General features: G+C 59.0%; 20 protein-coding genes and 2 pseudogenes. 11 read left to right on the top strand and 11 right to left on the bottom strand.

Translation table 11 applies throughout. The features are described 5' to 3' along the window. Positions 1–303: 303 nt before the first annotated feature. The 6 genes from ACSQ3F_RS22250 to ACSQ3F_RS22275 form a co-directional block, all read right to left on the bottom strand. Positions 304–1,119, bottom strand: coding sequence for an HpcH/HpaI aldolase/citrate lyase family protein (locus ACSQ3F_RS22250; protein WP_436102417.1), 816 nt, complete (start codon positions 1,117–1,119; stop codon positions 304–306). Further along, the gene (locus ACSQ3F_RS22255) at positions 1,113–1,958 is read right to left on the bottom strand and encodes an FAS1-like dehydratase domain-containing protein (protein ID WP_436102418.1); all 846 of its coding nucleotides are present in this window, start codon (positions 1,956–1,958) and stop codon (positions 1,113–1,115) included. The genes ACSQ3F_RS22250 and ACSQ3F_RS22255 overlap by 7 nt, the downstream gene beginning before the upstream one ends. Positions 1,959–1,970: 12 nt before the next feature. After that, entirely contained in the window at positions 1,971–3,101 is a 1,131-nt protein-coding gene (locus ACSQ3F_RS22260) for a CaiB/BaiF CoA transferase family protein (RefSeq protein ID WP_436102419.1), read from the bottom strand. Further along, positions 3,094–3,834 carry an NAD(P)H-dependent oxidoreductase gene (locus ACSQ3F_RS22265; RefSeq protein ID WP_436102420.1) on the bottom strand — a complete coding sequence of 247 codons (741 nt, stop codon included), beginning with the start codon at positions 3,832–3,834 and terminating at the stop codon, positions 3,094–3,096. The genes ACSQ3F_RS22260 and ACSQ3F_RS22265 overlap by 8 nt, the downstream gene beginning before the upstream one ends. Positions 3,835–3,846: 12 nt before the next feature. Next, a complete protein-coding gene (locus tag ACSQ3F_RS22270; protein ID WP_436102421.1) occupies positions 3,847–5,007 on the bottom strand; it encodes an acyl-CoA dehydrogenase family protein in 1,161 nt (386 codons plus the stop codon). Between the two features lie 90 nt (positions 5,008–5,097). Further along, positions 5,098–6,054 carry a LysR family transcriptional regulator gene (locus ACSQ3F_RS22275; protein WP_436102422.1) on the bottom strand — a complete coding sequence of 319 codons (957 nt, stop codon included), beginning with the start codon at positions 6,052–6,054 and terminating at the stop codon, positions 5,098–5,100. Positions 6,055–6,156: 102 nt separating this feature from the next. Here ACSQ3F_RS22275 and ACSQ3F_RS22280 point away from each other — a divergent pair, with 102 nt between their 5' ends. From ACSQ3F_RS22280 to ACSQ3F_RS22330, 11 genes are all read left to right on the top strand, one after another. Then, on the top strand, positions 6,157–6,717 hold the full coding sequence (locus ACSQ3F_RS22280; protein WP_436102423.1) for a thiamine pyrophosphate-binding protein: 561 nt from the start codon (positions 6,157–6,159) through the stop codon (positions 6,715–6,717). A gap of 5 nt (positions 6,718–6,722) precedes the next feature. Continuing rightward, positions 6,723–7,310, top strand: coding sequence for a thiamine pyrophosphate-dependent enzyme (locus ACSQ3F_RS22285; RefSeq protein ID WP_436102424.1), 588 nt, complete (start codon positions 6,723–6,725; stop codon positions 7,308–7,310). Positions 7,311–7,317: 7 nt separating this feature from the next. After that, positions 7,318–8,796, top strand: coding sequence for an aldehyde dehydrogenase (locus ACSQ3F_RS22290; protein WP_436102425.1), 1,479 nt, complete (start codon positions 7,318–7,320; stop codon positions 8,794–8,796). 8 nt (positions 8,797–8,804) lie between these two features. Then, on the top strand, positions 8,805–9,977 hold the full coding sequence (locus tag ACSQ3F_RS22295) for an NAD(P)/FAD-dependent oxidoreductase (RefSeq protein ID WP_436102426.1): 1,173 nt from the start codon (positions 8,805–8,807) through the stop codon (positions 9,975–9,977). 25 nt (positions 9,978–10,002) lie between these two features. Then, complete coding sequence (locus ACSQ3F_RS22300) at positions 10,003–10,776, top strand: SDR family NAD(P)-dependent oxidoreductase (RefSeq protein WP_436102427.1); 774 nt, start codon at positions 10,003–10,005, stop codon at positions 10,774–10,776. Between the two features lie 4 nt (positions 10,777–10,780). After that, positions 10,781–11,236 carry a VOC family protein gene (locus ACSQ3F_RS22305; protein ID WP_436102428.1) on the top strand — a complete coding sequence of 152 codons (456 nt, stop codon included), beginning with the start codon at positions 10,781–10,783 and terminating at the stop codon, positions 11,234–11,236. A gap of 9 nt (positions 11,237–11,245) precedes the next feature. Then, on the top strand, positions 11,246–12,025 hold the full coding sequence (locus ACSQ3F_RS22310; RefSeq protein WP_436102429.1) for a LamB/YcsF family protein: 780 nt from the start codon (positions 11,246–11,248) through the stop codon (positions 12,023–12,025). Further along, a complete protein-coding gene (locus ACSQ3F_RS22315) occupies positions 12,025–12,315 on the top strand; it encodes a DUF1330 domain-containing protein (protein ID WP_436102430.1) in 291 nt (96 codons plus the stop codon). Before ACSQ3F_RS22310 ends, ACSQ3F_RS22315 begins: the two co-directional genes overlap by 1 nt. Continuing rightward, positions 12,281–13,030 carry a 5-oxoprolinase subunit B family protein gene (locus ACSQ3F_RS22320; RefSeq protein ID WP_436102431.1) on the top strand — a complete coding sequence of 250 codons (750 nt, stop codon included), beginning with the start codon at positions 12,281–12,283 and terminating at the stop codon, positions 13,028–13,030. Before ACSQ3F_RS22315 ends, ACSQ3F_RS22320 begins: the two co-directional genes overlap by 35 nt. Next, on the top strand, positions 13,027–14,013 hold the full coding sequence (locus ACSQ3F_RS22325) for a biotin-dependent carboxyltransferase family protein (protein ID WP_436102432.1): 987 nt from the start codon (positions 13,027–13,029) through the stop codon (positions 14,011–14,013). The genes ACSQ3F_RS22320 and ACSQ3F_RS22325 overlap by 4 nt, the downstream gene beginning before the upstream one ends. 371 nt (positions 14,014–14,384) lie before the next feature. After that, positions 14,385–15,530: an acyltransferase family protein gene (locus tag ACSQ3F_RS22330; protein ID WP_436102433.1), complete on the top strand. Its 1,146-nt coding sequence runs from the start codon at positions 14,385–14,387 to the stop codon at positions 15,528–15,530. Positions 15,531–15,798: 268 nt separating this feature from the next. Here ACSQ3F_RS22330 and ACSQ3F_RS22335 read toward each other — a convergent pair. The 5 genes and pseudogenes from ACSQ3F_RS22335 to ACSQ3F_RS22355 form a co-directional block, all read right to left on the bottom strand. Further along, positions 15,799–16,325: pseudogene (locus tag ACSQ3F_RS22335) on the bottom strand (IS630 family transposase); the annotation flags it as partial. 676 nt (positions 16,326–17,001) lie between these two features. Continuing rightward, a pseudogene (locus tag ACSQ3F_RS22340) lies at positions 17,002–17,466 on the bottom strand (Lrp/AsnC family transcriptional regulator); the annotation flags it as partial. Between the two features lie 160 nt (positions 17,467–17,626). Then, a complete protein-coding gene (locus ACSQ3F_RS22345) occupies positions 17,627–19,117 on the bottom strand; it encodes an ABC transporter substrate-binding protein (RefSeq protein ID WP_436102434.1) in 1,491 nt (496 codons plus the stop codon). A gap of 49 nt (positions 19,118–19,166) precedes the next feature. Next, positions 19,167–20,201 carry an ABC transporter ATP-binding protein gene (locus ACSQ3F_RS22350; protein ID WP_436102435.1) on the bottom strand — a complete coding sequence of 345 codons (1,035 nt, stop codon included), beginning with the start codon at positions 20,199–20,201 and terminating at the stop codon, positions 19,167–19,169. Then, positions 20,198–21,250, bottom strand: coding sequence for an ABC transporter ATP-binding protein (locus ACSQ3F_RS22355; RefSeq protein ID WP_436102436.1), 1,053 nt, complete (start codon positions 21,248–21,250; stop codon positions 20,198–20,200). Before ACSQ3F_RS22355 ends, ACSQ3F_RS22350 begins: the two co-directional genes overlap by 4 nt. Between the last annotated feature and the right edge of the window lie 9 nt (positions 21,251–21,259).

A 21,259-nucleotide genomic window follows, 5' to 3' on the forward strand; every position in this document is an offset into this window, starting at 1 on the left:
AAATCCGGAGATGGGCAGCGGCCACGTCGCTGCCCATCCCCGCGGGACGCTATCGGCGTCATGAACCTGCTCGGCTCGGCGTCCGCAGCAATATCGATACGACCCGCAGTGCGATCGTCGTCGCGGAAGTGGGACGTAGCGTCGTCGGCCTGGTCTCCGATATCCTCTCGATCCGAGGCGATCAGATCCAGCCGGTTCCCGATCTCAGAATGGCTTTCGACAGAGTGCCATGTATTCGAAACTCGTCAGTTTTCACCCGATACGAACGCGCATTCCATCGATCAAAAAACGGAGCGATCAGAGTTAGGTTTCGATATCGGCTCTCGACAGGATAAGGCGTGCGCGCGCCATGACAGGGCGATCAACCATCTCTCCGTTCACCTGGATTGCTTCACCGGAGGCCGTTTTAGAGACGATGTTGCACGCCCATGTGACGGTCTGTTCGTCCGGACGGTACGCTTGCCTGATCTGTTCGACCTGTTTCGGATGGATCGCGAGCTTTCCGCCAAAGCCGAGTGCCGCCGCGTGACGTACATCGTCTTTTGTCATTTCCGGGTTTGAAAGGTCGGTCGTCACCCCGTCGAGCGGCGCCGCGCGTCTGGCCGCGCGCGACCGCCAGACAATCTCGCTGCGAGCGTTAAGGAGTGCCATGCGCTCATGCGCGCAGCCAAGATCCAGCGAAAAATCCACTGACCCGAATGCCGCCATGACCACGTTTTCTACACTCAAGAGGTCGGGTAGCCGGGCGAGACCGACCGCAGTTTCTATGAGTGCGATAACGGGAACGCTCCGGCCGATACGCAGAACGGCATTCGTTATTTCCTCGGGCCGCTCGGCCTTGGGCAGCATGATGGTCACGTCTTTGAGACCTGTAAGCGCTTCCAGGTCTCCTTCGTGCCAAGGCGTGCCAGAGGCATTGATGCGAACGATGACTGGAGATTTCAGGCCTGCAAGGTGGCCTATGACAGCATCCCGAGCGCGCTCCTTGTCAGTTGGGGCGACGGCGTCTTCCAGATCGAGGATGATCGCATCCGCGCCGCTTTCATCGGCCTTGTGAAACCGATCCGGTCGCGAGGCCGGCACGAAGAGCGGGGCGACAGGCGGACGAAAATCTACCATTGCGCCGTGGCCTCCATCGTCACGTTGCCGTGGCCACTCTGGACTTCCAGAGCGAGGGCGCCGTCTTCGCCGGGTGTTCCCCGCAAGGTTAGCGTCTGCGCGCCGGTCGCCGGATTGGTGCCCCGGAAGGAGAAGCGCCGGGGCGGCCGGTCGCCGATCGTGGCGGCGAAATTCAAAAGCAGCGTCGCCTGAAGCGGCCCATGGATAACAAGGCCAGGGTAGTGTTCGATCTCAGTGGCATAGGGGAGATCGTAGTGGATCCGGTGCCCGTTAAATGTCAGTGCTGAATAGCGGAAAAGCAGGACCGGGTTGACGTCGACCGGTCGCTCATGCGGAGCAGGGGGTAGGGCAGCGGGCGCCAGAGCTGGGGGACTGCCTGGAGCGGCGGCTTCGCGATAGACGATGGTCTGGTCTTCGTCGATGACGGGCTCGGCCCCGGTACTTATTTCATGCCGTACTGTGACAAAGAAAAGTGAGCCGGAGCGCCCTTGCTTTTCCTCCACCTTGCGTATGGTCGAACGGCGCCGCACTAGCTCTCCAGGTCCGATCGCGCCATTGAATGTGAGGTCGCTTGCCGCCCACATCCGGCGTGGCAGAGGTACCGGTGGGAGGAAGCCACCCTTTGGGGGATGTCCATCAGGCCCGAGCTCGTCAGTCTCAGCGATTTCTGGAGCAAGGCACCAGTGAAGTCCGAGCGGCGTTGCATCCGAAGTCGTAAGAGCTGCGTGCGGCGAAAGCGTCGCACGAAAACTTTCGATCAGACGCGGGGTCACGACATCCTCCGCCTCGACCGACCGGCCGACCCAGGCCTGCAATTCGGCAGTGTCCTGCAATTCCATGGGAATTCCTCCTCAAGCAAACTCAGTACGGATACGATCCGTGTGGGCTCCGAGGGCAGGCACCGCCGGCACGTCCTCAAAACCGGCTGATCGTATCGCCGGTTTTGGGACACTCACGCGTTTTCCGTCCGGGAGACTGACCTCTATTCGGCGCAAAGCTTTATGCCTTGGCAGGTCGCGGATCTCCGTCACTCGGCCCCAAGCATTTTGCGCCGCGTCGAGCCTTCGAATCGCCTCGTCGCTGTCAATCGCCGCGAAGATCGGCTCGATTTCGCTGTCGAGCCCTTCCCGGTTGGCGACGCGAAGGGCATTGGTTGCAAACCGTACATCGTCAGTGAGATCGGGACGTTGCAAGACTGCATTGCAGAACCGCTTCCATTCGCTGTTTTGCTGAATGGACACGACGATGGCGCCGCCGTCCCCGCACGCATATGGCCTATAGGGATAGATAGATGCATGCGCGAGGCCGTAGCGTTCGGTCTCACGCCCCGCATGCTCGTAGTGTAGAAGCGGCACAGCCATCCAATCGGCCATACCGTCGAACATGGCAATCTCGATCACCCGTCCGCGGCCCGTCTTATCTCGGGCGAGCAGGGCTTCCAGGATCGCTGCGTGTGCATTCATTCCCGTGGCGATGTCGGCTGCAGACACGCCAATCTTGCTCGGTGTGTCTGGCGTTCCGGTGACGGAGCAAAGTCCACTTTCCGCCTGCACCAGCATGTCGTAGGCCCGCATGGCGGCATAGTCGGTATCCTGGCCATAACCGACAATGTTTACGGCGATGAGGCGCGGGTAACGTTCGGCGATTGCCTCGGCGGACAGGCCGAGCCGGCCGATGGCACCCGGTGCCAGGTTCTGTACGAGGACATCCGCCTTGGCGACCATGCGATTGAGCAGCGCCAAATCGGTCTCGGATTTGAGATCGAGCGCAGTGCTCTCCTTGCCGCGATTCAGCCAGACGAAATAGGCGGACATGCCCCCCACGGTCGAATCGTAGTGCCTCGCCGTTTCACCTTCCGGACGCTCGATCTTGACGACGCGGGCACCGGCATCGGCGAGCCGCACTGTGCAAAGCGGGGCGGCAACGGCCTGTTCGATCGAAACGACGAACAAACCCTCAAGCGGTCGGGCGCCCTCAAACATTGCGCTGAACACCGGAGCGGGCGAGGACACCCGGCTTCAAACGCTCGTTCGCGCCATAGTCCTCCCTCGGATGGAAGAATAGGCGTGGGGTCGTTTCGAATTCGCCAAGCCGCTTCTTGTAAGCTTCGAGATAAGCCTGGCGGCCATCCTCACCGACGCGGCCGGGCATGTGGGCGACGAAGGGTGGCAGAACGTCGAAGCCGCTGTATCGCAGAAGTCCGTTATGGATCGGCCACAGTACCGTCAGGATATCGCCGTCGATCCCGTCCGGAGCGTAAGTGTCAGCCGAGGTCCCGGTTGTCGCAGCGACCATGGCCGTCTTGCCCTTGAACATGCCGGTGTCGTACTTGCGCCCAGGGAGATAAGCGAAGCCGCGCGCAAAAACTCGGTCCGCCCAGCCCTTAAGGAGTCCCGGCATACCGAACCACCAAACGGGGAACTGAAAAATCACCAAGTCGGCGCGCTTCAGCTTTTCCATTTCCGCCGCGATGTCAGGCGCTGTCGTTCCCTTCTCGCAGGCTTTGGTTTGCTCAATCGGAAGGCTGAAAAATTCCGGATTGCTCGATTTCCCTTCGAAGTCGTCATGGCCAGCAACGGGATTGAAGCCCATCGCGTAAAGATCGCTCACGACGACATCGTGACCGGCAGCGGTTAAAGTCTCGACGGCAAGGTCCTTCATGGCGCCATTGAAGGATTTGGGTTCCGGATGGGCGTAGACAATGAGGACGTTCACGGCAGCATTCTCCTAATACGAACGGGGCAGGCCGAGCACATGCTCGGACAGGAACGAGAGGATAAGGTTGGTTGAAATGGGCGCGACTTGGTAGAGGCGCGTTTCGCGGAATTTGCGCTCAACATCGTATTCCTCCGCGAAGCCAAAGCCGCCATGAGTCTGAATGCAGACATTTGCAGCCTCGTTCGAAGCGTCCGCGGCCAGCATCTTGGCCATGTTTGCTTCTGCCCCCGGATTCTTGCCTGACTCGTAAAGGCTCAACGCTTCCCGCACCATCAGTTCCGCGGCCCGCATATTTGCGTAGGCTTTGGCGATCGGAAACTGGATGCCCTGGTTCTGGCCAATCGGCCGGCCGAACACTTGGCGCTCCTTGGCGTAGTTGCTGGCCTTCTCGATGAACCACTTGGCGTCTCCGACACATTCGGAGGCTATCAAGATGCGTTCGGCGTTCATGCCGGAAAGGATATAGCGAAAGCCCTTGCCTTCCTCGCCAATCAAGTTGTCTGCCGGAACTCTCAGGTCGTCGAAGAAGACCTCCGTCGTGGCATGGTTCATCATCGTGCGAATTGGGCGTATTGTGAGGCCGTTGCCGATGGCATCGCGCATGTCGACCAGCAGGACAGATAGACCGTCGGTCTTCTTGACCCCCTCCGTGAGGGGAGTGGTTCGCGCAAGAAGCAGCATCAGGTCGGAATATTCCGCCCGGCTCGTCCAGATCTTCTGTCCCTTGACAATGAAGTGATCACCGTCAAGGCGCGCAGTTGTCTTGAGCGCGCCCGTATCCGTCCCACTTGTTGGCTCGGTGACACCAAATGCCTGAAGGCGCAATTCGCCGGAGGCAATAGCCGGAAGGTATTTTCCCTTCTGCTCCGCCGAGCCGTGACGCAATAGTGTGCCCATCGTGTACATCTGCGCGTGGCAGGCCCCGCCGTTGCAGCCGGTCCGCTGGATTTCTTCAAGCACGGCCGCTGCCGCCGAGAGAGGAAGGCCCGCGCCGCCATATTCCTCGGGGATCAGGATCGACAGCCAACCTGCCTCCGTCAGCGCGTTTACGAACTCTTTGGGATAGGCCATCTCGCGGTCTTGCGCGCGCCAGTATTCGCCCGGAAAGCGCCGGCACAGCTTGGTAACCGCTTCGCGTATATCCGAATAGTCGTCGACGGCCTCTGTCATCCGCATACTCCTCATAACTGATCGCGCTAGCTAACTCGTAAGCGGCGATAACGACAAGGATAGACTGGCGAGATCAGCTATGCCGGAATTTTATAGGCGTTTTGGTGATGCCTCTGTCTCGCGGATAAGAACCCGGCCGGACCAGATTCCCCGTTCGACCAACGTTTCGATGGTCGTGGCGATAACTTGGCCGGCAAAGCGCGCGAGCCGAGGGACGGGCCGGTCGGTTGGATAGGACATGATGAGCCTGCGCATCGGTACAGGATCAACCAGGGGCGCCGCGCAAAGAGATCCTTTTGCCAGTTCCTCATGAATAGGTGCGAGCGGGAGCACCGTGACGCCATGGCCGCTTCGTACAAGAGATTTAAGCGTTGAATAGCTGTCGGCTTCCACCTTGACGTTCAGGGTTATAGTGGCCTCCTGGGCGAGCCGGTCGAGGATTGTGCGCAGTCCATGGCCGACGCTCGGCAACAGCAGGTGATAATCCTCCAATCTGGAGAAAGCGACTGGAGTGTCCTGCGAAAGTCCCGAATCCGACGGGCCGATGAGAAATAGCGTTTCCTCAAGCAGAGGATGGATGCGTAGGGTGCGAGCGCTCTTGGGATCGTAGAGAATCGCTGCGTCGATTTCGCCTCGATGCAGCCAGTCAAGCAGATAGCCAGAGTAGGCGCTGACGATCCTGAGTGTCGCCTCCGGATGCCTGGCTTTGAAGGCGGAGACCAGGGGCTCGGAGAGAATGTCCGAGGCAGTCGGCGGCATGCCGATCGACACATGACCGCGCAATGGCGCGTTCTCATCCGAAACGACGGCGCGGATTTCTTCGAGTTCGGCCATGATCCGCAACGCATGACGCAGCACGTCCTGCCCCTGCTCGGTGACGATCATGCCGCGGCCGTGGCGGTCGAAGAGGCGAACGCCTAGCTCCTCTTCCAGCAGTCGTATCTGTCGACTGAGCGCGGGCTGTGCGATGTGCATTCGGTCCGAAGCCTTCGACAGACTGCCGAGTTCAGCCACGTGAATCAGGGTGCGAAGTTGAGAAATGTCCATGCTATACAATATCGCTATATCTGATCGTTAAAAAGGGTCGATGTCGAAACATTTCCGTTAAGGCATACAAGGTCTATCGATAATTCTACAGGGAGGCGAACCTTGGCTGCCGCTGAAATCTTATCCGCTCAAAAAGGGCCGAGGGCTCGGGACCTCGAAACTGATTGGCCGATCGAGCTCTACGAAAAACTCAGGGCTGCCGATGTCAGCCACATGTCCTATGTGCCCGATGCCGGTCATTCGACCCTGATCAGGCTGTTCAACGAGGATCCGCAAGTTGTCAGCAATGTCCTGACGACCGAAGAAGAAGGTGTTGCTGTTGCCGCTGGAGCCTGGCTCGGCGGCAAGCGCAGCGTTGTTCTGATGCAGTCCTCCGGCGTGGGCAATTGTATCAACATGCTGTCTCTTCCGGTGCAGGCGCGCTTTCCCTTGCTCCTCCTCGTGACAATGCGGGGTGAGTGGGACGAGTTCAATCCGTGGCAGGTTCCAATGGGGCAGGCAACGCAGGCCTCGCTCGAGGCGATCGGCATTACAGTTCTGCGTGCAGAGACCGGCGCCGACTTGATCGAGACCGTGGAGCAGGCCGCGACGATGGCATACCAGGCTGACCAGCAGATCGCCGTACTGATCGGCCAGCGCCTGCTCGGCAAGAAGAAGTGGTAATCAATATGACGCTTTCGACGATGGACCGCCGGGTGGCGGTAAAGAAACTCCTCGATACGCGAGACGGTGCGTTGGTGGTCACAGGGCTTGGTTCTCCAAGCTACGACGTGCATGCAGCGGGCGACCGGAACGACAACTATTATCTGTGGGGCGCGATGGGTGGCGCCGCTTTGGTGGGCCTTGGACTGGCGCAGGCGCAGCCCGACAAGCGAGTAATGGTCATTACGGGAGACGGCGAGCAGCTGATGGCTTTTGGGGCATTGGCCACCATCTCGGTCGCAAAGCCGAAGAACCTCGACGTGATCGTGCTCGACAACCAGCATTTTGGCGAAACCGGCATGCAGTCGAGCCACACAGGCAAAGGTATTTCCTTCGACAAGGTGGCGGCGGCGGTTGGATTTGCTGAAACTGCTGAGCTCAGGACGCTGGAAGAGGTCGACAATCTGACTGCTCAGCTTAGAGAGCCGGCCGCGGGCCCGCGCCTCTTTGTGCTTAAGATCGCGGCCGAAAATCTACCGCGTTCACTTCCGCCGCGTGACGCCGTTCACGTCAAGAACCGTTTCCGGGCCCATCTGGGCTTTGCAACCTGCTGAGGTCTCAATGGCGCTGCTCGGTTTTCAGAACACGGTTGCCGGGCAGCTCCAGCCTGCCGAGGCCACCTTTGAATCCTTCGATCCCTATACCGGCAAGGCATGGGCTCTGATTCCGCGCGAGGGCGCCCAACAGGTCGACGCCGCTGTTGCCGCGGCAAAAGCCGCATTTCGGTCCAAGGAATGGAGCGATCTTACCCCAAGCGCACGGGGCAAGCTTCTCGTGCGCCTTGCCGACCTTATTGCGGCCAACGCCGAGCGCTTGGCCGCGATCGAGACGCGCGACAACGGCAAGCTGATCACCGAGACGACGGCGCAGTTGCGCTACATTCCGGAATGGTTTCGCTATTTTGGTGGGCTCGCCGACAAGATCGAAGGCGCTGTCCTTCCGATCGATAAGCCAGGAATGTTTGCCTATACCCGGCACGAGCCTCTGGGCGTCGTGGCGGCGATCGCTCCGTGGAATTCTCCATTGATGCTGCTGACGTGGAAGCTCGCGCCGCTGCTTGCCGCAGGCAACACGGTCGTTGTCAAGCCGTCTGAACACACCTCCGCCTCCACGCTGGAATTCGTAAAGCTTTTTGCAGAAGCAGGCTTTCCAGCAGGCGTGGTGAATACGGTCACCGGTATGCCGCTCGACGTCGGTGTGCCGCTGGTCTCGCATCCCGATGTCGTGAAGATTGCCTTCACCGGTGGCGAACCCGGTGGGTTGGCTGTGTATCGCGCCGCAGCGGAGGGGCTGAAAACCGTCACCCTGGAACTGGGCGGTAAATCGGCCAATATCGTATTTGAGGACGCCAAAATCGAGAGCGCGGTCAACGGAGCGATTTCGGGCATCTTCGCCGCGAGCGGTCAGACGTGTATCGCCGGTTCCCGACTTCTGGTGCATCGCCGCATCCACGATCAGGTCGTTGATGGGGTGGTGAAGCTCGCGGCAAGCGCCCGAATTGGAAATCCCGCGCATGCTGAAACGCAAGTGGGTCCGATAACCACGGAGGCTCAGCGCGAGAAGGTTCTTTCCTACCTGGATGTAGCCCGTGGCGAAGGCGCGCAATGTGTGCTGGGCGGTGGGAAGCCACTGGCGGACGGGCTGGGTGATGGCTGGTTTGTGCAACCAAGCATTTTTACCGGTGTCAACAACGGCATGCGCATCGCCCGGGAGGAAGTCTTCGGCCCGATTCTCTCGGTTATCCCTTTCGACGACGAGGAGGAAGCCTTCGCCATCGCCAATGACAGTCCTTATGGACTGGCGGCAGGATTGTGGACCGCAGACATGGGGCGGGCGCTGCGTGGCGCCGCCGCGATGGAAGCCGGCACGGTCTGGATCAATACCTATCGCGCCGTCAGCTACATGGCGCCGTTCGGTGGCTACAAGCGAAGCGGCGTCGGGCGCGAAAGCGGCCAGGACGCCATCTACGCCTATCTACAGACTAAGACCGTCTGGATTGACACAGTTGGCAGTACCGCCAATCCCTTCGTGATACGGTAGGAGAGGGCGTGGCGAAATCATCTGAATCCGTCGTCATAATCGGAGGTGCGATCGTCGGAAGCTCGATCGCCTATTTCCTGCGCGAGGTAGGCTTTTCGGGCGCCATCACCATCGTTGAGCGTGATCCGACCTACCAGCAATCTTCAACCGCTCTTTCTGCTTCTGCGATCCGCACGCAATTTGGCACTCCGGTCAATATCCACATGAGTCAGTTCGGCGCGGACTTCTTTCGCACGATCAAGGATCGTTTTGGCAGTACCGCCGATATCGGCTTTGTGGAGCGCGGATATCTTATTCTTGGAGGACCGGAAACGGTTGAGGTCCGACGGGCCGGTGTGGAGATGCAGCGCAAGGAGGGTGCTGACGTTGCGGCTCTTTCTGCTGAGGAATTAAAACAGCATTTTTCATGGCTCAATGTTGACGACCTCGGAGTTGCTACAACTGCGTGGCGCGACGAAGGTTGGTTCGATGCCTGGTCTCTCCTTTCGCTCGTGCGTACATCAGCGCGCGATCGCGGCGTTACCTACGTGAAAGGCCATGCCGAATATGTCGAGGTGTCGGGAGGACGTGTTGTCGGTGTCAAGCTTTCTGATGGCAACCTGCTTCCAGCCGATTGGTGTGTGAATGCCGCAGGCGCGGCCTCGGCTTCGGTTGTGCGCGGGATAGGGATTGAATTGCCCGTTTCTGCCCGCAAGCGCACTGTGTTTAGCATCAAGGCACCGTTGTCGAGGGATGGCTTCCCCATGCTGTTCGACACCTCCGGGGCCTGGATCCGCCCGGAAGGAGAGGGGTTCATTTGTGGGATCGCGCCCACCGAGGAAAACGACCCCGATGCCACGGGCGATTTCGAACCGGCCCATGAACTTCTAGAAGACGTGCTATGGCCCGCCCTTGCTCACCGCATTCCGGCTCTGGAGCAGTTGCGGGTCGAGCGTGCCTGGGCCGGCCACTACGAGGTCAACACGCTTGATCACAATGGAATTATCGGGCCGCATGACGAAATTCCAAACCTCATTTTTGCGACCGGTTTTTCGGGGCACGGCGTGATGCATGCGCCGGCGACGGGGCGTGGCGTTGCCGAACTGGTCGCGCACGGGGAGTACAAGTCGATCGATCTGTCTCCTCTCGGGTTCGGGCGTGTCCGTTCAGGCACGCCGCTTCACGAGAGCGTGGTCTACTAACTGAAAGAAGAAAAGGAGTGGAACAATGAGACTGGTGGGCAAGATTGCTGTCATAACGGGCGGCTCAAGAGGGATCGGCCGTGCGACTGCCGAGCGTTTTCTGGCAGAAGGTGCAAAGGTCGTCATTGCATCCGTGGATGAGGCTCGACTTCACGAAACCGCTAGAGAAATTGGCACGCCCGAAACGGTTCTGGTTGTCGCCACCGACGTCGGCAAGAAAGATCAAGTTGAAGCTTTGATCGCCAAGGCTGTCGAGAAATTTGGCCGCCTCGACATCATGGTCAACAATGCTGGCATTGCCATGGTGCAAGATTTTCTCTCGGTGACAAAGGAAGACTACGATAAGGTCCTTGGCATCAATCTTGAAGGCGCTTTCTGGGGCACTCAGGCTGCCGCGCGACAGATGATCTCCCAGGGTGAGGGCGGCGTGATCATCAACATGTCCTCGATCAACTCGGGTCTCGCCAACCCGAACGTTGCGACTTATGCAATCTCCAAGGGTGGCATGAATCAGATTACGGGCACCGCCGCGGTCGCATTCGCCCCGCACGGCATCAGGGTGGTGGGCGTTGGTCCAGGTACGATCGATACCGAGATGGTCCGCGGTGATTTTGTGTCGAGCGCTGGGGACAGGGTAATCCTCTCGCGTACGCCGCTCGGCCGGTATGGAAGAGCAGAAGAGGTCGCTTCTGTGGTCGCATTTCTAGCAAGCGACGATGCATCCTACATCACCGGCGAGACGATCTATCCGGATGGCGGCCGCCGCGTCCTGAATTACGTGATGCCCGACAAGGAGTAGTCCAATGGGGATCTTTGACAAACTTCACCACATTTGCATCGTCGTCCACGACGCCGAAAAGACCGCTGCCTACTTCGCCACTCTCGGAGTCGGTCCCTGGCAGAACTATCCGCCATTGGCAGCTTACAAGGAACTCGATGTGCCGAGCGAGGAGTCGTTCAAGGGACTGAAGTTCAAGTTTATCAATCTCGCCAACTTCCAGCTCCAGCTTTGTCAGCCGGGTCCGGAGGACGGTCCCCAGCGGCGCTTTCTCGATTCTCATGGGGAAGGTGTGTTCCATCTTGGCTTCGACATTCCCGATTGCGACGAGGCGGAGAACACCGGGTTGGCTCTCGGTCTTGCTTCACTGATGCGCGGCCGGCGCGACGATCGCAGCGGGTTTACCTTCTTCGATACCGCCGAGAAGGCCGGCGTCGTGCTGGAGGTACGCTCAAGTCCGGCACCTGCTGGAAAGGGCTGAGCAAGAAAGATGCGGACAATCGATCTCAATTCTGACTTGGGCGAGGGCTTTGGCCCTTGGCGCATGGGCGACGACGAGGCGGTTCTCGGCGTTGTCACCAGCGCGAACATCGCGTGCGGCGGCCATGCAGGGGATGCTGCGACCATGATGGAGACGCTGGAGCTCTCGCATGAGCGCGGCGTCGTCACCGGAGCGCACCCTGGCTTCGCCGATCGCGAAGGTTTCGGTCGCCGCCTTATCCCGCTGACGGTGAAGGAGGTCGAGCATCTCGTGGCGACGCAGGTCGGCGCCCTCATGGGGGCCGCTGCTTTGACAGGTGCCCGTATCCGGTATGTAAAGCCGCACGGCGCGCTCGGCAACTGGGCCGCCGACGACCCTGCCGTCGCCGATGCGATTGTGCGTGCGACACGGGCGATCTCGCTTGATCTCGCCATCCTCGCAATTTCCGGGACCGAGTTGGAGCATGCCGGTCGCGAGGCCGGACTTGCAGTCTTTAGCGAAATCTTTGCTGATCGTGGCTATCTCGCAAATGGTCGGCTTGTTCCGCGCAGCCGAGAAGGTGCGATGATCCACGATGCCGATGCGGCGGCCAAGCGGCTGGTCGAGTTCCTGTCGACTGGGCTGATGCCGACAATCGATGGGGTCGCAATTCCGCTGAAAGCTCATTCGATATGTGTTCACGGCGATAGTAGCGGTGCCCTCGCAATGGCCCGTCACATCCGGCAAGAGCTGGAGGCAGCAGGCGTTGAAGTTCGCGCATTCTTGAAACCGCTCAAGGAGCAGAGGTGATGGCCAAGGGATTTCTTATCGCGCAAGTCACCGTCACTAACCCGGGTGCGTACTCCAGGTATGCCAAAGCGGCGGGCGACCTCCTTAAACACTACGGTGCCCGGGGCATCGTCAAGCCAGAATCCGTCTTGATCAAGGAGGGGAACCCCAAGGCACGAACGGTGATTTTTGAGTTCGAGACTTTCGACAAAGCCAAGGAATTCTGGGATAGCCCAGAATATGTCGAAGCCAAGGCTCTGCGGGCGGATGCCGCCGATGCCGACTTCATCCTCATCGAAGGTGCTGACTGATTTGAATGCCATCGCCGCTATCGCTGTTTCCGAAATTGCCCCCCGATACCGGCCTGTTGCCGCTCATGCGCTGCTTGTCGAGTTCGGCGAGGTGATTGATGAACAGATTCATAACCAGGTCGTCAGGCTGGACGCTGCTTTGAAAGCCGCTCCATTCGACGGCTTTACCGAAGCGGTGCCCGCTTATGCAAGCGTGCTTGTCTGCTTCGATCCCCTTGTCACAGACCATCGAAGGGTTGAGGCGGCTTTATCGGATCTCATTGCTCATAACGTTGCACATGTTGGCTCCGATAGGTTACGTGACGTCGAAGTCTGTTACGATGTAGACTTTGCGACCGATCTCGCTTCCGTTGCGGAGACAAGCGGGCTTTCACCTGAGGCAGTCGTCAACGCCCATCTCGCTGGTGACTACAGCGTCTTCATGTACGGCTTTGCGCCGGGATATGCCTACCTCGCTGGCGTTCCCGAACCAATCCGGCTTCCTCGTAAACAAGCGGCTGTTCGAGGAGTTGCCGCTGGCAGTGTCCTCATCGCCGGTCCGCAATGCCTTGTCACCACGCTGACCATGCCGACCGGTTGGTGGATTATCGGCCGCTCGCCGACGAAGATCCTCGATCCTTCATCGGAAGATCATCCGTTCCTGTTCGACGTCGGTGACCGGGTGCGATTCCGCCGCATCTCGCACGCTGAATTCGAGGCGAGTAGTCGCACATGACCGAAGCTGTTTTTTCTGTCAATTTCGCAGGCCCGCATGTCGCTGTCCAGGATGCGGGGCGTCATGGCTACATGCGTTTTGGCGTACCCGCTTCAGGACCAATGGACCGAGCCTCTTTTGCTGCGGCAAACATTTCCCTTGGTAATCCAGCAACCCACCCGGCCATCGAAATCTCGATGGGGGGACTGGTGTTGGATTGTCTTTCCGGTGTGGTGACCTTTGCCGTTGCAGGCGGAGGTTTCATCGTAGACCACGCCGACAGGAAAGTCGGATCCTGGACGATCGCGACCCTACGCACCGGTGAGCGGTTGGCGATCCGGCCTGGGCACTGGGGCAGCTGGACTTATCTCGCCTTTGCTGGCGATCTCGCAACAAAGACCTGGCTGGGAAGTTCGTCTACCCATGCGCTTTCCGGATTTGGTGGCGGTCGCCTCACAACGGGGCAGACGGTCACCGTAAACGATGCGACGGTGCGAGACGATCGGCTCGGTGCAATTCCCTGCCCAGTCACGGCACGTCCCCGGTCGGAATTGCACGTGGTGCTTGGACCGCAGGATCGGTTCTTTTCGGAAGAAACAATCTCGAACTTTCTTTCCACGCCGTTTCACCTGACCGATGCTTACGACCGTATGGGAGTTCGCTTGCAGGGACCGGTGTTGACGCCGAGCGCTTCGCTCGACATGCCATCCGAAGCGATTGTGCGGGGTTCTGTCCAGGTGGCGGGTGACGGGGTTGCCACAGTTCTTCTCGCCGATCATCAGACGACAGGCGGTTATCCGAAAATTGCAACGGTCGTCGATACGGACTTGGACTCCTTTGTCCAACTGAGGCCGCGCGACCTGGTGGCGTTTAAGGCCGTTACGCCACAACAGGCAGTTGAGCACGTCCGGATGCGAGCTGCCACCGCCGCACGTTACTTCGCAGCAATCTCGACGCCGCGCGGCACACTGGAACAAAGGTTGATGAGCGAAAATCATCATTGATGGGGTAGTAGGTCCGACCCACGCTTGGGCCGCCCTTGAGACTGAAATAAAGGACGGAAGCCAATCAGCTAATCGGGTCGTCTAAGCGCTTGGTCGGCAACAAATACATACTTGGTTGATGTCGCCCCGGACCTGATGGGAGAGGGGAAAGGCTGTTGAGATGCTGCGCACCGCTTCCGCGTGCGCCCCAAATCGCCGGCGCGCAAGGCGCGACTTGCTGCTTGGCATCACACTCTCATCATCATTCTCTTTATAGTGACGGGCACGTCGCAATGCGACGCGAGCAAGTTGCCGGCTTAGTACCGCTGCCCGCTGATGTCGGCTTGCCACGTCAGGCGATGCTGTACGGATGATGGAATATTGGGGGTCGAATGAGCACGACAAGCAGTAACAGCAGAGTGGGTTGCCTAGATGGACTGCGCGGGATAGCGGCGCTGTGGGTGCTGATTGGTCATGCTCATCTCCTGAGTGGATGGCGCGTCCCAATCATCGGAGATCCTGATCTCGGCGTCGATCTTTTCGTTATGCTCTCGGGGTTTTTGATGGTGTTCCACTATCAACTCCGAAAGGACAGGGAGCCGTGGGAAAATTGGCTGACTTGGCGTTTGTTCTGGACGCGGAGATTCTTCAGGATCGCGCCGTTATATTACGTGATGCTGGCGATTGCACTGGCACTGGGGCCGATACTCTACGATGCGCGCATAGCAATCGATACTTTCAACGGCGTGCGGCTCCAGGCGGAATCGCGATATCTTGACGACAGTATCGTTAATTATCTTTCCCATCTGAGCTTCCTTTTTGGGCTGATACCGCAATATGCCTACCGTACGCCATTGCCCGACTGGAGCATTGGACTTGAAATGCAGTTTTATGCAGCCCTGCCGTTTTTAATGATCATCATTGGCCGGGCGGGTTGGTTTAAGGGAATGATTGGCATTGTGGTGTGTGGGGCAATGATCGCTTTGCTCACCAAGATGGTTGGGATTCGCTTTCCGATGCCTTCCTTCCTGCCTCTTAAAATGCATGTTTTTGCAGCCGGCATGTTGCTGGCTGGCCCTATGGGGAGCGATCGGAAAGCAGCGCTGCTTGCGTTCTCTGTCGCGGCGCTTCTGATATTAGTACCAATCGGAGGCGAGACTGACCTCCTGCACGGCGCGGTTCGACTCTCGATCGTTGCCTTATTCTTCAGTCTCATTCATGCAACGTTCCTTCCTGCCGGCCTATCCAAAGTCGCAGTTCCTGCCAGCAAATTTCTAGGAAACAGGTTCTTCCACAATTTGGGGGAACTCTCATTTGGGGCGTATCTGATCCATCTGCTGGTCATGCAGCCGGTTATCGCTCAACTCATCAAGTATTACGGGACAGAAATGAGCGATCCTGCGCGCTGGGCAGCATCCCTTGTCATCACTCTGCCGGTTGTCTATGGCTTCGCGTGGGCGGGGTACAATCTGATTGAAATTCAGGGCCAGAAAATCGGCAGGGCTTTAACACGAGCTCCAGCACCTGCGGCAGCATAGTCGCAATGCGGGAGCCTCAGCGCGTCTTGCTGCGTGACGCATCGCCCTGACATCGTATGGAACTTTTCTGGCGGGCAGCCAATGGGCGCCCGCGCCCTTGGTCATTGTCGGTGAGCGCATTTCATCGGCACTCAAGCCCCGCAGGTCCAGGGAAATGCTTCGAGATGCATTACGCCGGACGTTTTCAGAAAGGCTTTTGGCGCTGCGTTCAGGCAGAGGCTGCAAGAGGTCAGATTCTCTCGCTTACCGGGTAGTGTTGAACCAAGACCTAGTGCATTGATTCCAACACTTGGTGCCCACGTTTGACGGCTGCAATGATCTCATCCGGATCAGCTTTCCAGACGAAAGGCCGCGGGTGCTGATTGTGCTCCTTGATGAAGCGGTTGATGGCCGCCTGGAGATCGACGACGGAGTGAAAGACGCCGTGCTTCAAACGTCGGCGCGTCAGTTTGCGAAGAAGCCCTCGACGGCGTTCAGCCAAGAGCATGATGTCGGTACGAAGTGGAATGTCCATCGCGGATGCCTTGCCATCCAGGCGCGGACCTTCGGTTGCTTATGGGTCGCGTAGTTGTCGAGAATGACGTGGACGGCTTTATCCTGTGGCAGTTCAGCCTCAATCGCGTTGAGGAAACGGATGAACTCCTGATGCCGGTGACGCTGCATGTTGCGGCCGATGACGGAGCCGTCGAGAACATTCAGGGCAGCGAAGAGTGTCGTGGTGCCATGGCGCTTGTAATCAGGGGTCATCGTGCCGCCGCGGCCCTTCTTCAAAGGAAGTCCTGGCTGCGTCCGGTCGGGGCTGGTCGTCGTGCCGTATGGCAGCGCCAAGGGACATTTTAACTTTGCGCACAAACGGACATTCCAACCTTGCCGCCACATGCTTGTAGCCCGGCGGCAGTTCATATCCCTTCAAGGCGGGCAGCCCCTGTGATCACGCCTACCCAGATGACCGAGGGAGTTGTCACGTTGTTGAACGTTGATCGAACTATTCCGCCACTCTATGAGATCAGGGAAGGGGTCCGGTCACGGCTTTCCAGTGCGCCATGGCTTGATTTCGCAGCCTGCTCCTTTTTGTCAGCGATGAAACGACTTCAAAGCGGGGCGCTCATCACCGAATGTTTGTCGAACATGGAAATCTCAGCCCAGCACTGGAACGAATACGCCAGCTGTGAACTGCGCGGCAAGATAGACAGGACCGGTGTTGTTGATTGCCTTCTTGAGACTGTTACAAAGATCCAGATTGCCTCGGCTTCATCGGCACGGACATGTCGACATGCAAGCAATCGGCATGCTGTTGGTGAAAGCGGACTCGAGATTAGCGATATCGGCGCCGCGGCTGCAAAGAGCCTGAACTATATTCGCGCGGCGGTGGCGGGCGCATGCTCGAGGTAAGCGCAGCATCTAGCCCCAGTTCCCGAGAAACGATGACCCCCATATCCAACTCGTCAGTGTCATGGTTGCTGCCCTGACAGATGGTATCGAGTGACCGATATGGTTTGGCGATCGGCGATTTTAGCACGACGAAACTCAGATATTTGTCGATTCCGATGTCTCTGTCTATCAAGAGCTCCATAATGGTCTGATACTCGACAAGCCCGCTGGTGACAAACTTCACCAGATAATCGTAGCCGCCGGAAACCAAATGGCACTCGATTGCGGCCGCCAGCCTGACGATCGCCGCAGCAAAGCGGGCGAAATCGATCTGCCTGTGGTTCCGAAGCGTGATTTCCGTAAAGACGGTCACCGCCTGGCCAAGCTTGGCTAGGTTGAGCTGGGCAGAGTAGCCGCAGATGTAACCTTCCGTTTGCAATTTCTTCACGCGCATCAGACAGGGGCTTGGCGAGAGGTTGACGAGCTTCGCAAGCTCGGTGTTCGTCATACGCCCGTTCTTCTGGAGCTCGCAGAGGATTGTGATGTCGATGCTGTCGAGTTTCATTCCCTTACCCTATTGGGGCTATCGGAGATTACCGAGCGCGCGGGTTGATCCTGCTTCTGAAGGCATCGGGCAGGATCGCGCCATGCGAAATCCGTAGCGCAAAATCGACGAACCGTCATCGTTGGGGAGGTGTCGCCGATAGTCGGCGACACCGTTTCAATCACTTCACTGACAGTTCCGGCGTGAGGTAATAGTTGTTCAACGGATGCGGCCGAAAACCTTGGATACGGTCGCTGACCGCATCGAAGGTGTTGACGTGGACGATACCGACGACTGCCGCGTCATCCTGCAGTTTCCGGGCAATCTTGCCGTAGAGCGCATAGCGTTGTTCGTTATTGTCGTTGGCGCGTGCTTCCTTGATCAGCGCATCGACTTCAGGCGAGCAGTAATGCGCCAAATTGTATCCACCATCGCAGGAGAAGTCGGAAGACAGGAAGCCTGCCGGATCGAGAACATCGGTCAGATAGTTGCGCGAGAGGAAGGCGAGATCGAAATTGCCGCTGAGAAGATCCGGCTCAATGGCATTGTACTGCGCGGCCTTGATCGTGCTCTGTATGCCGACGTCCGCCAGCATCTGCTGGACGGCGGCAGCGATATCCTTGAATTCGGCTCTTTCGACATAGGCGATGATCTCCACCTTGAGGCTGCCGGGCGCAATGCCGGCTTCCGTGAGCAGCGATTTGGCAAGATCGGGATCATAGGTCGGCTTCTGATTCTTCGGTGCCCAGGCGTCCGTCGGGCGGAAGACATCGTTGGCAGGTGGCATAAGCCCGTCGAACAGAGCCTCGGAAATCGCCTGATTATCGATCGCCGCCTGAATGGACTTCCGCACGCGCACGTCATCGAAGGGTTTCTTCTTGTTGTTGATGACGAGCATGGTGGTGCGCGGTGTGGCAGCCTCCGATATTTTGGCAGAGCCGGAATCGTTGACTTGCTTAACGCTGGTGGCGGGGACGAGGCGCGCGATGTCCGCTTCGCCCGAACGGGCCTGGACCGCGCGCGTATTGGCGTCGAGGACGAAACGGACTTCGCCTTCCTCTATTGCCGGCTTCTTGCCCCAGTACGTCGAGTTCGCCTTGACTTTCAGGCCTTGTGCCTGGTCGACGGAGGTGATCGTGAAGGGTCCCGTGCAATGGTTGATCGGATCGATGCCACCATTGGCCTTATAGGCTGCTTTGGACAGAATGCTGGTGGCAGGAGCGGCGAGGTAAGCCGGCAACATAACAAGCGGTTGGGTGGTCGTTATGCGCACCTTGTCCTTCCCGACAGCTTCCACGGACTTGAAGATCTTTGGCGGAAAGGCGCGTGCCGCGACTTCTCCATGCAGGAGGCTGGTGAGCGCGGAGGCGACGGCGTCCGCGTCGAACGGCGTGCCGTCCTGGAAGACGACACCCTGTCTTAACGTGACCTCCCACACGTTCGGCTCAACGCGGTTGAAGGCGGTGGCGAGCCACGGCTCCAGTTTGCCCTCGTAGTTCACGCGTGCCAGGCCCTCGTAGCAGCCGGCCACCGTGCCGACATAGACGTCGTCGGAAGTCATCGCCCAATTGTTCCGGATGCTCCAGAAGTCGGCAACCACGACCGGCTGGGCATGCGCGGCCGTTGCCGCGAAAGCCAGTGACAATGCGGAAATCCTGTTGAATAACTTCATGCTTATGTTCCCCTTTTTTGTTTTGGAATAAAGAGTAAGGCGGCGCGGCTTAGCCGGCCGCCATCGCCGGAGCGTTAGCGTTCTCCGCGCCGCGAAGTGCCGCGATCCGTTCGAAATGATGGCAGCGCACGAAATGCGGCGTGGCCTCGTCTTCCATGATGCTGCACAGCGCTGGCTCCGCCTCTGCGCATTGGCTGTCGGCATGGGCGCATCGTGTTCGCAGGCGGCATCCGCTTGGCGGATTGAGCGGGCTCGGCGGCTCGCCGTGCAGGGTATCGATCGTCTCCTCCAGTCCGTGCTCGTCGAGAAGGGAGGAGGCGATCAACGCTCGCGTATAGGGATGTTGGGGATTGGCGAAGAGATCGGCCGCGGGCGCTATCTCGACGATCTGGCCAAGGTACATCACTGCGATGCGGTCACAGAAGCGAGACACGAGCCGCAGGTCATGCGTGATCATCAATATGGTGAGGCGCAGTCGGATTCTCAGTTCCGACAGGAGATTGAGGATCTGTGTGCGCATGGAGGAGTCTAGCGCCGACGTCGGCTCGTCGCAAACCAGAAACTCCGGACGCAGAAGCAGCGCTCGCCCGATACCGACGCGTTGCAACTGTCCGCCAGAGCATTGATGGGGGTAGCGATCGTAGAACGCATCCGTGAGGCCGACCTCGTGCAGCATGTCCAGAACCTTGGCCTTGCAATCCCCAGGCATATAGAGCGCATGCTGCATCAGCGGCGCGATCATGCTCTCACCGATCGTCATCGAAGGGTCTAGCGCCGAATAGGGGTCCTGGAAGACGAGTTGCATGGTGCGACGCATCTTGCGGAGTTCTTCGCCTTGCAATGCCAGGACATCGCGGCCGTCGACCTTCACACGTCCGGATGTCGGCGGTGTCAGGCGCATCAGCAAGCGAGCGACCGTGCTCTTGCCGCAGCCAGACTCACCGACAAGACCAAGGACTTCGCCATGGCGGATCGAAAAGCTGACGCTGTCGACGGAGCGAACGAGCCGCCGGCCCGGCAGTACATAGTGTTTCGTCAGGCCTTCCACGATGACGAAGTCGGAGTCCGCAATGCGTGGCTTCATGCCGAAGCTCCTTCACAGGCAGCGTGGTCTTCGCGGGTTGCGGCCCAGCAACGAGCCTTGCAGCCGTACTCGGTGTCGCCAAGATGCGGCTCCTCGACGATGCAGCGGTCGAGGCAGCCGTGTACCTGTGCAACCGGGCAGCGGGGATGGAAACGGCAGCCTGCCGTAAGATCCCGCGCATGGACGGCGCCGTGGGGGAGGGAGAAGAGCTTTCCCAGCGCATCGGCCTGAAAGAGAGAACAGCGAATAAGTGCCTGTGTATAGGGATGCGCCGGCTGCTTTAGGACTCTTGTTGCGGGACCTTCCTCGACGACGCGTCCGGCATACATGACGATGATACGATCGGCGACGGCGGACACGACGGAAAGGTCGTGGGTGATCAAAAGCACGGCGAGGCGTCGTCGACGGCGCTCGGCATCGAGAAGCCGCAGGATCTGCGCCTGCACGGTGACATCGAGGGCTGTGGTCGGCTCGTCTGCAATCAGCAGTTCGGGGCCGGCGCTGAGGGCCGCGGCCATCATCACTCTTTGCGCCATTCCGCCAGAGAGTTCGTAGGAATAGCAATCGGCGCGTGCCGAAGGATCGGGAATGCCGACCTCACTGAGCAATCCCACAACCTGACGGCGGTTTTCCCGTCCATGAATGCCGTTATGATAGTAAAGCGGCTCGCCGACCTGCGCTCCTACTCTCGACGTCGGATCGAGCATGGCCTGAGGTTGCTGGAACAGCATGGACAAGCGCCCGCCCCTGAGATGATCGAACTCGCCAGCCGATAGGTCTCGCAAGTCCTGTCCGGAGAAGTCGACGGCAGTCGCGCTGACCGTCGTGCCTGGAGGCAATAGCCGCATGATGGAGAGCGCGGTCACGCTCTTGCCGGAGCCCGATTCTCCAACGAGGGCGACAACTTCTCCCTTGCCGACGTCAAAGCTGACGCGATCCAGTATTGGTTGATCAACGCCGGCGAACCGCACCGTCAGGTCGCGTACCGATAGGATGGGCTGTCTCTCGCCCGAGGCGTGAGTTTTGCTGTCACAGGTCTGGCATGTCATGCGGTCTTC

Origin of the sequence: Pararhizobium sp. LjRoot238 (assembly GCF_964252955.1) — a bacterium.
In the GTDB taxonomy this organism is placed as follows: Bacteria; Pseudomonadota; Alphaproteobacteria; order Rhizobiales; family Rhizobiaceae; genus Pararhizobium.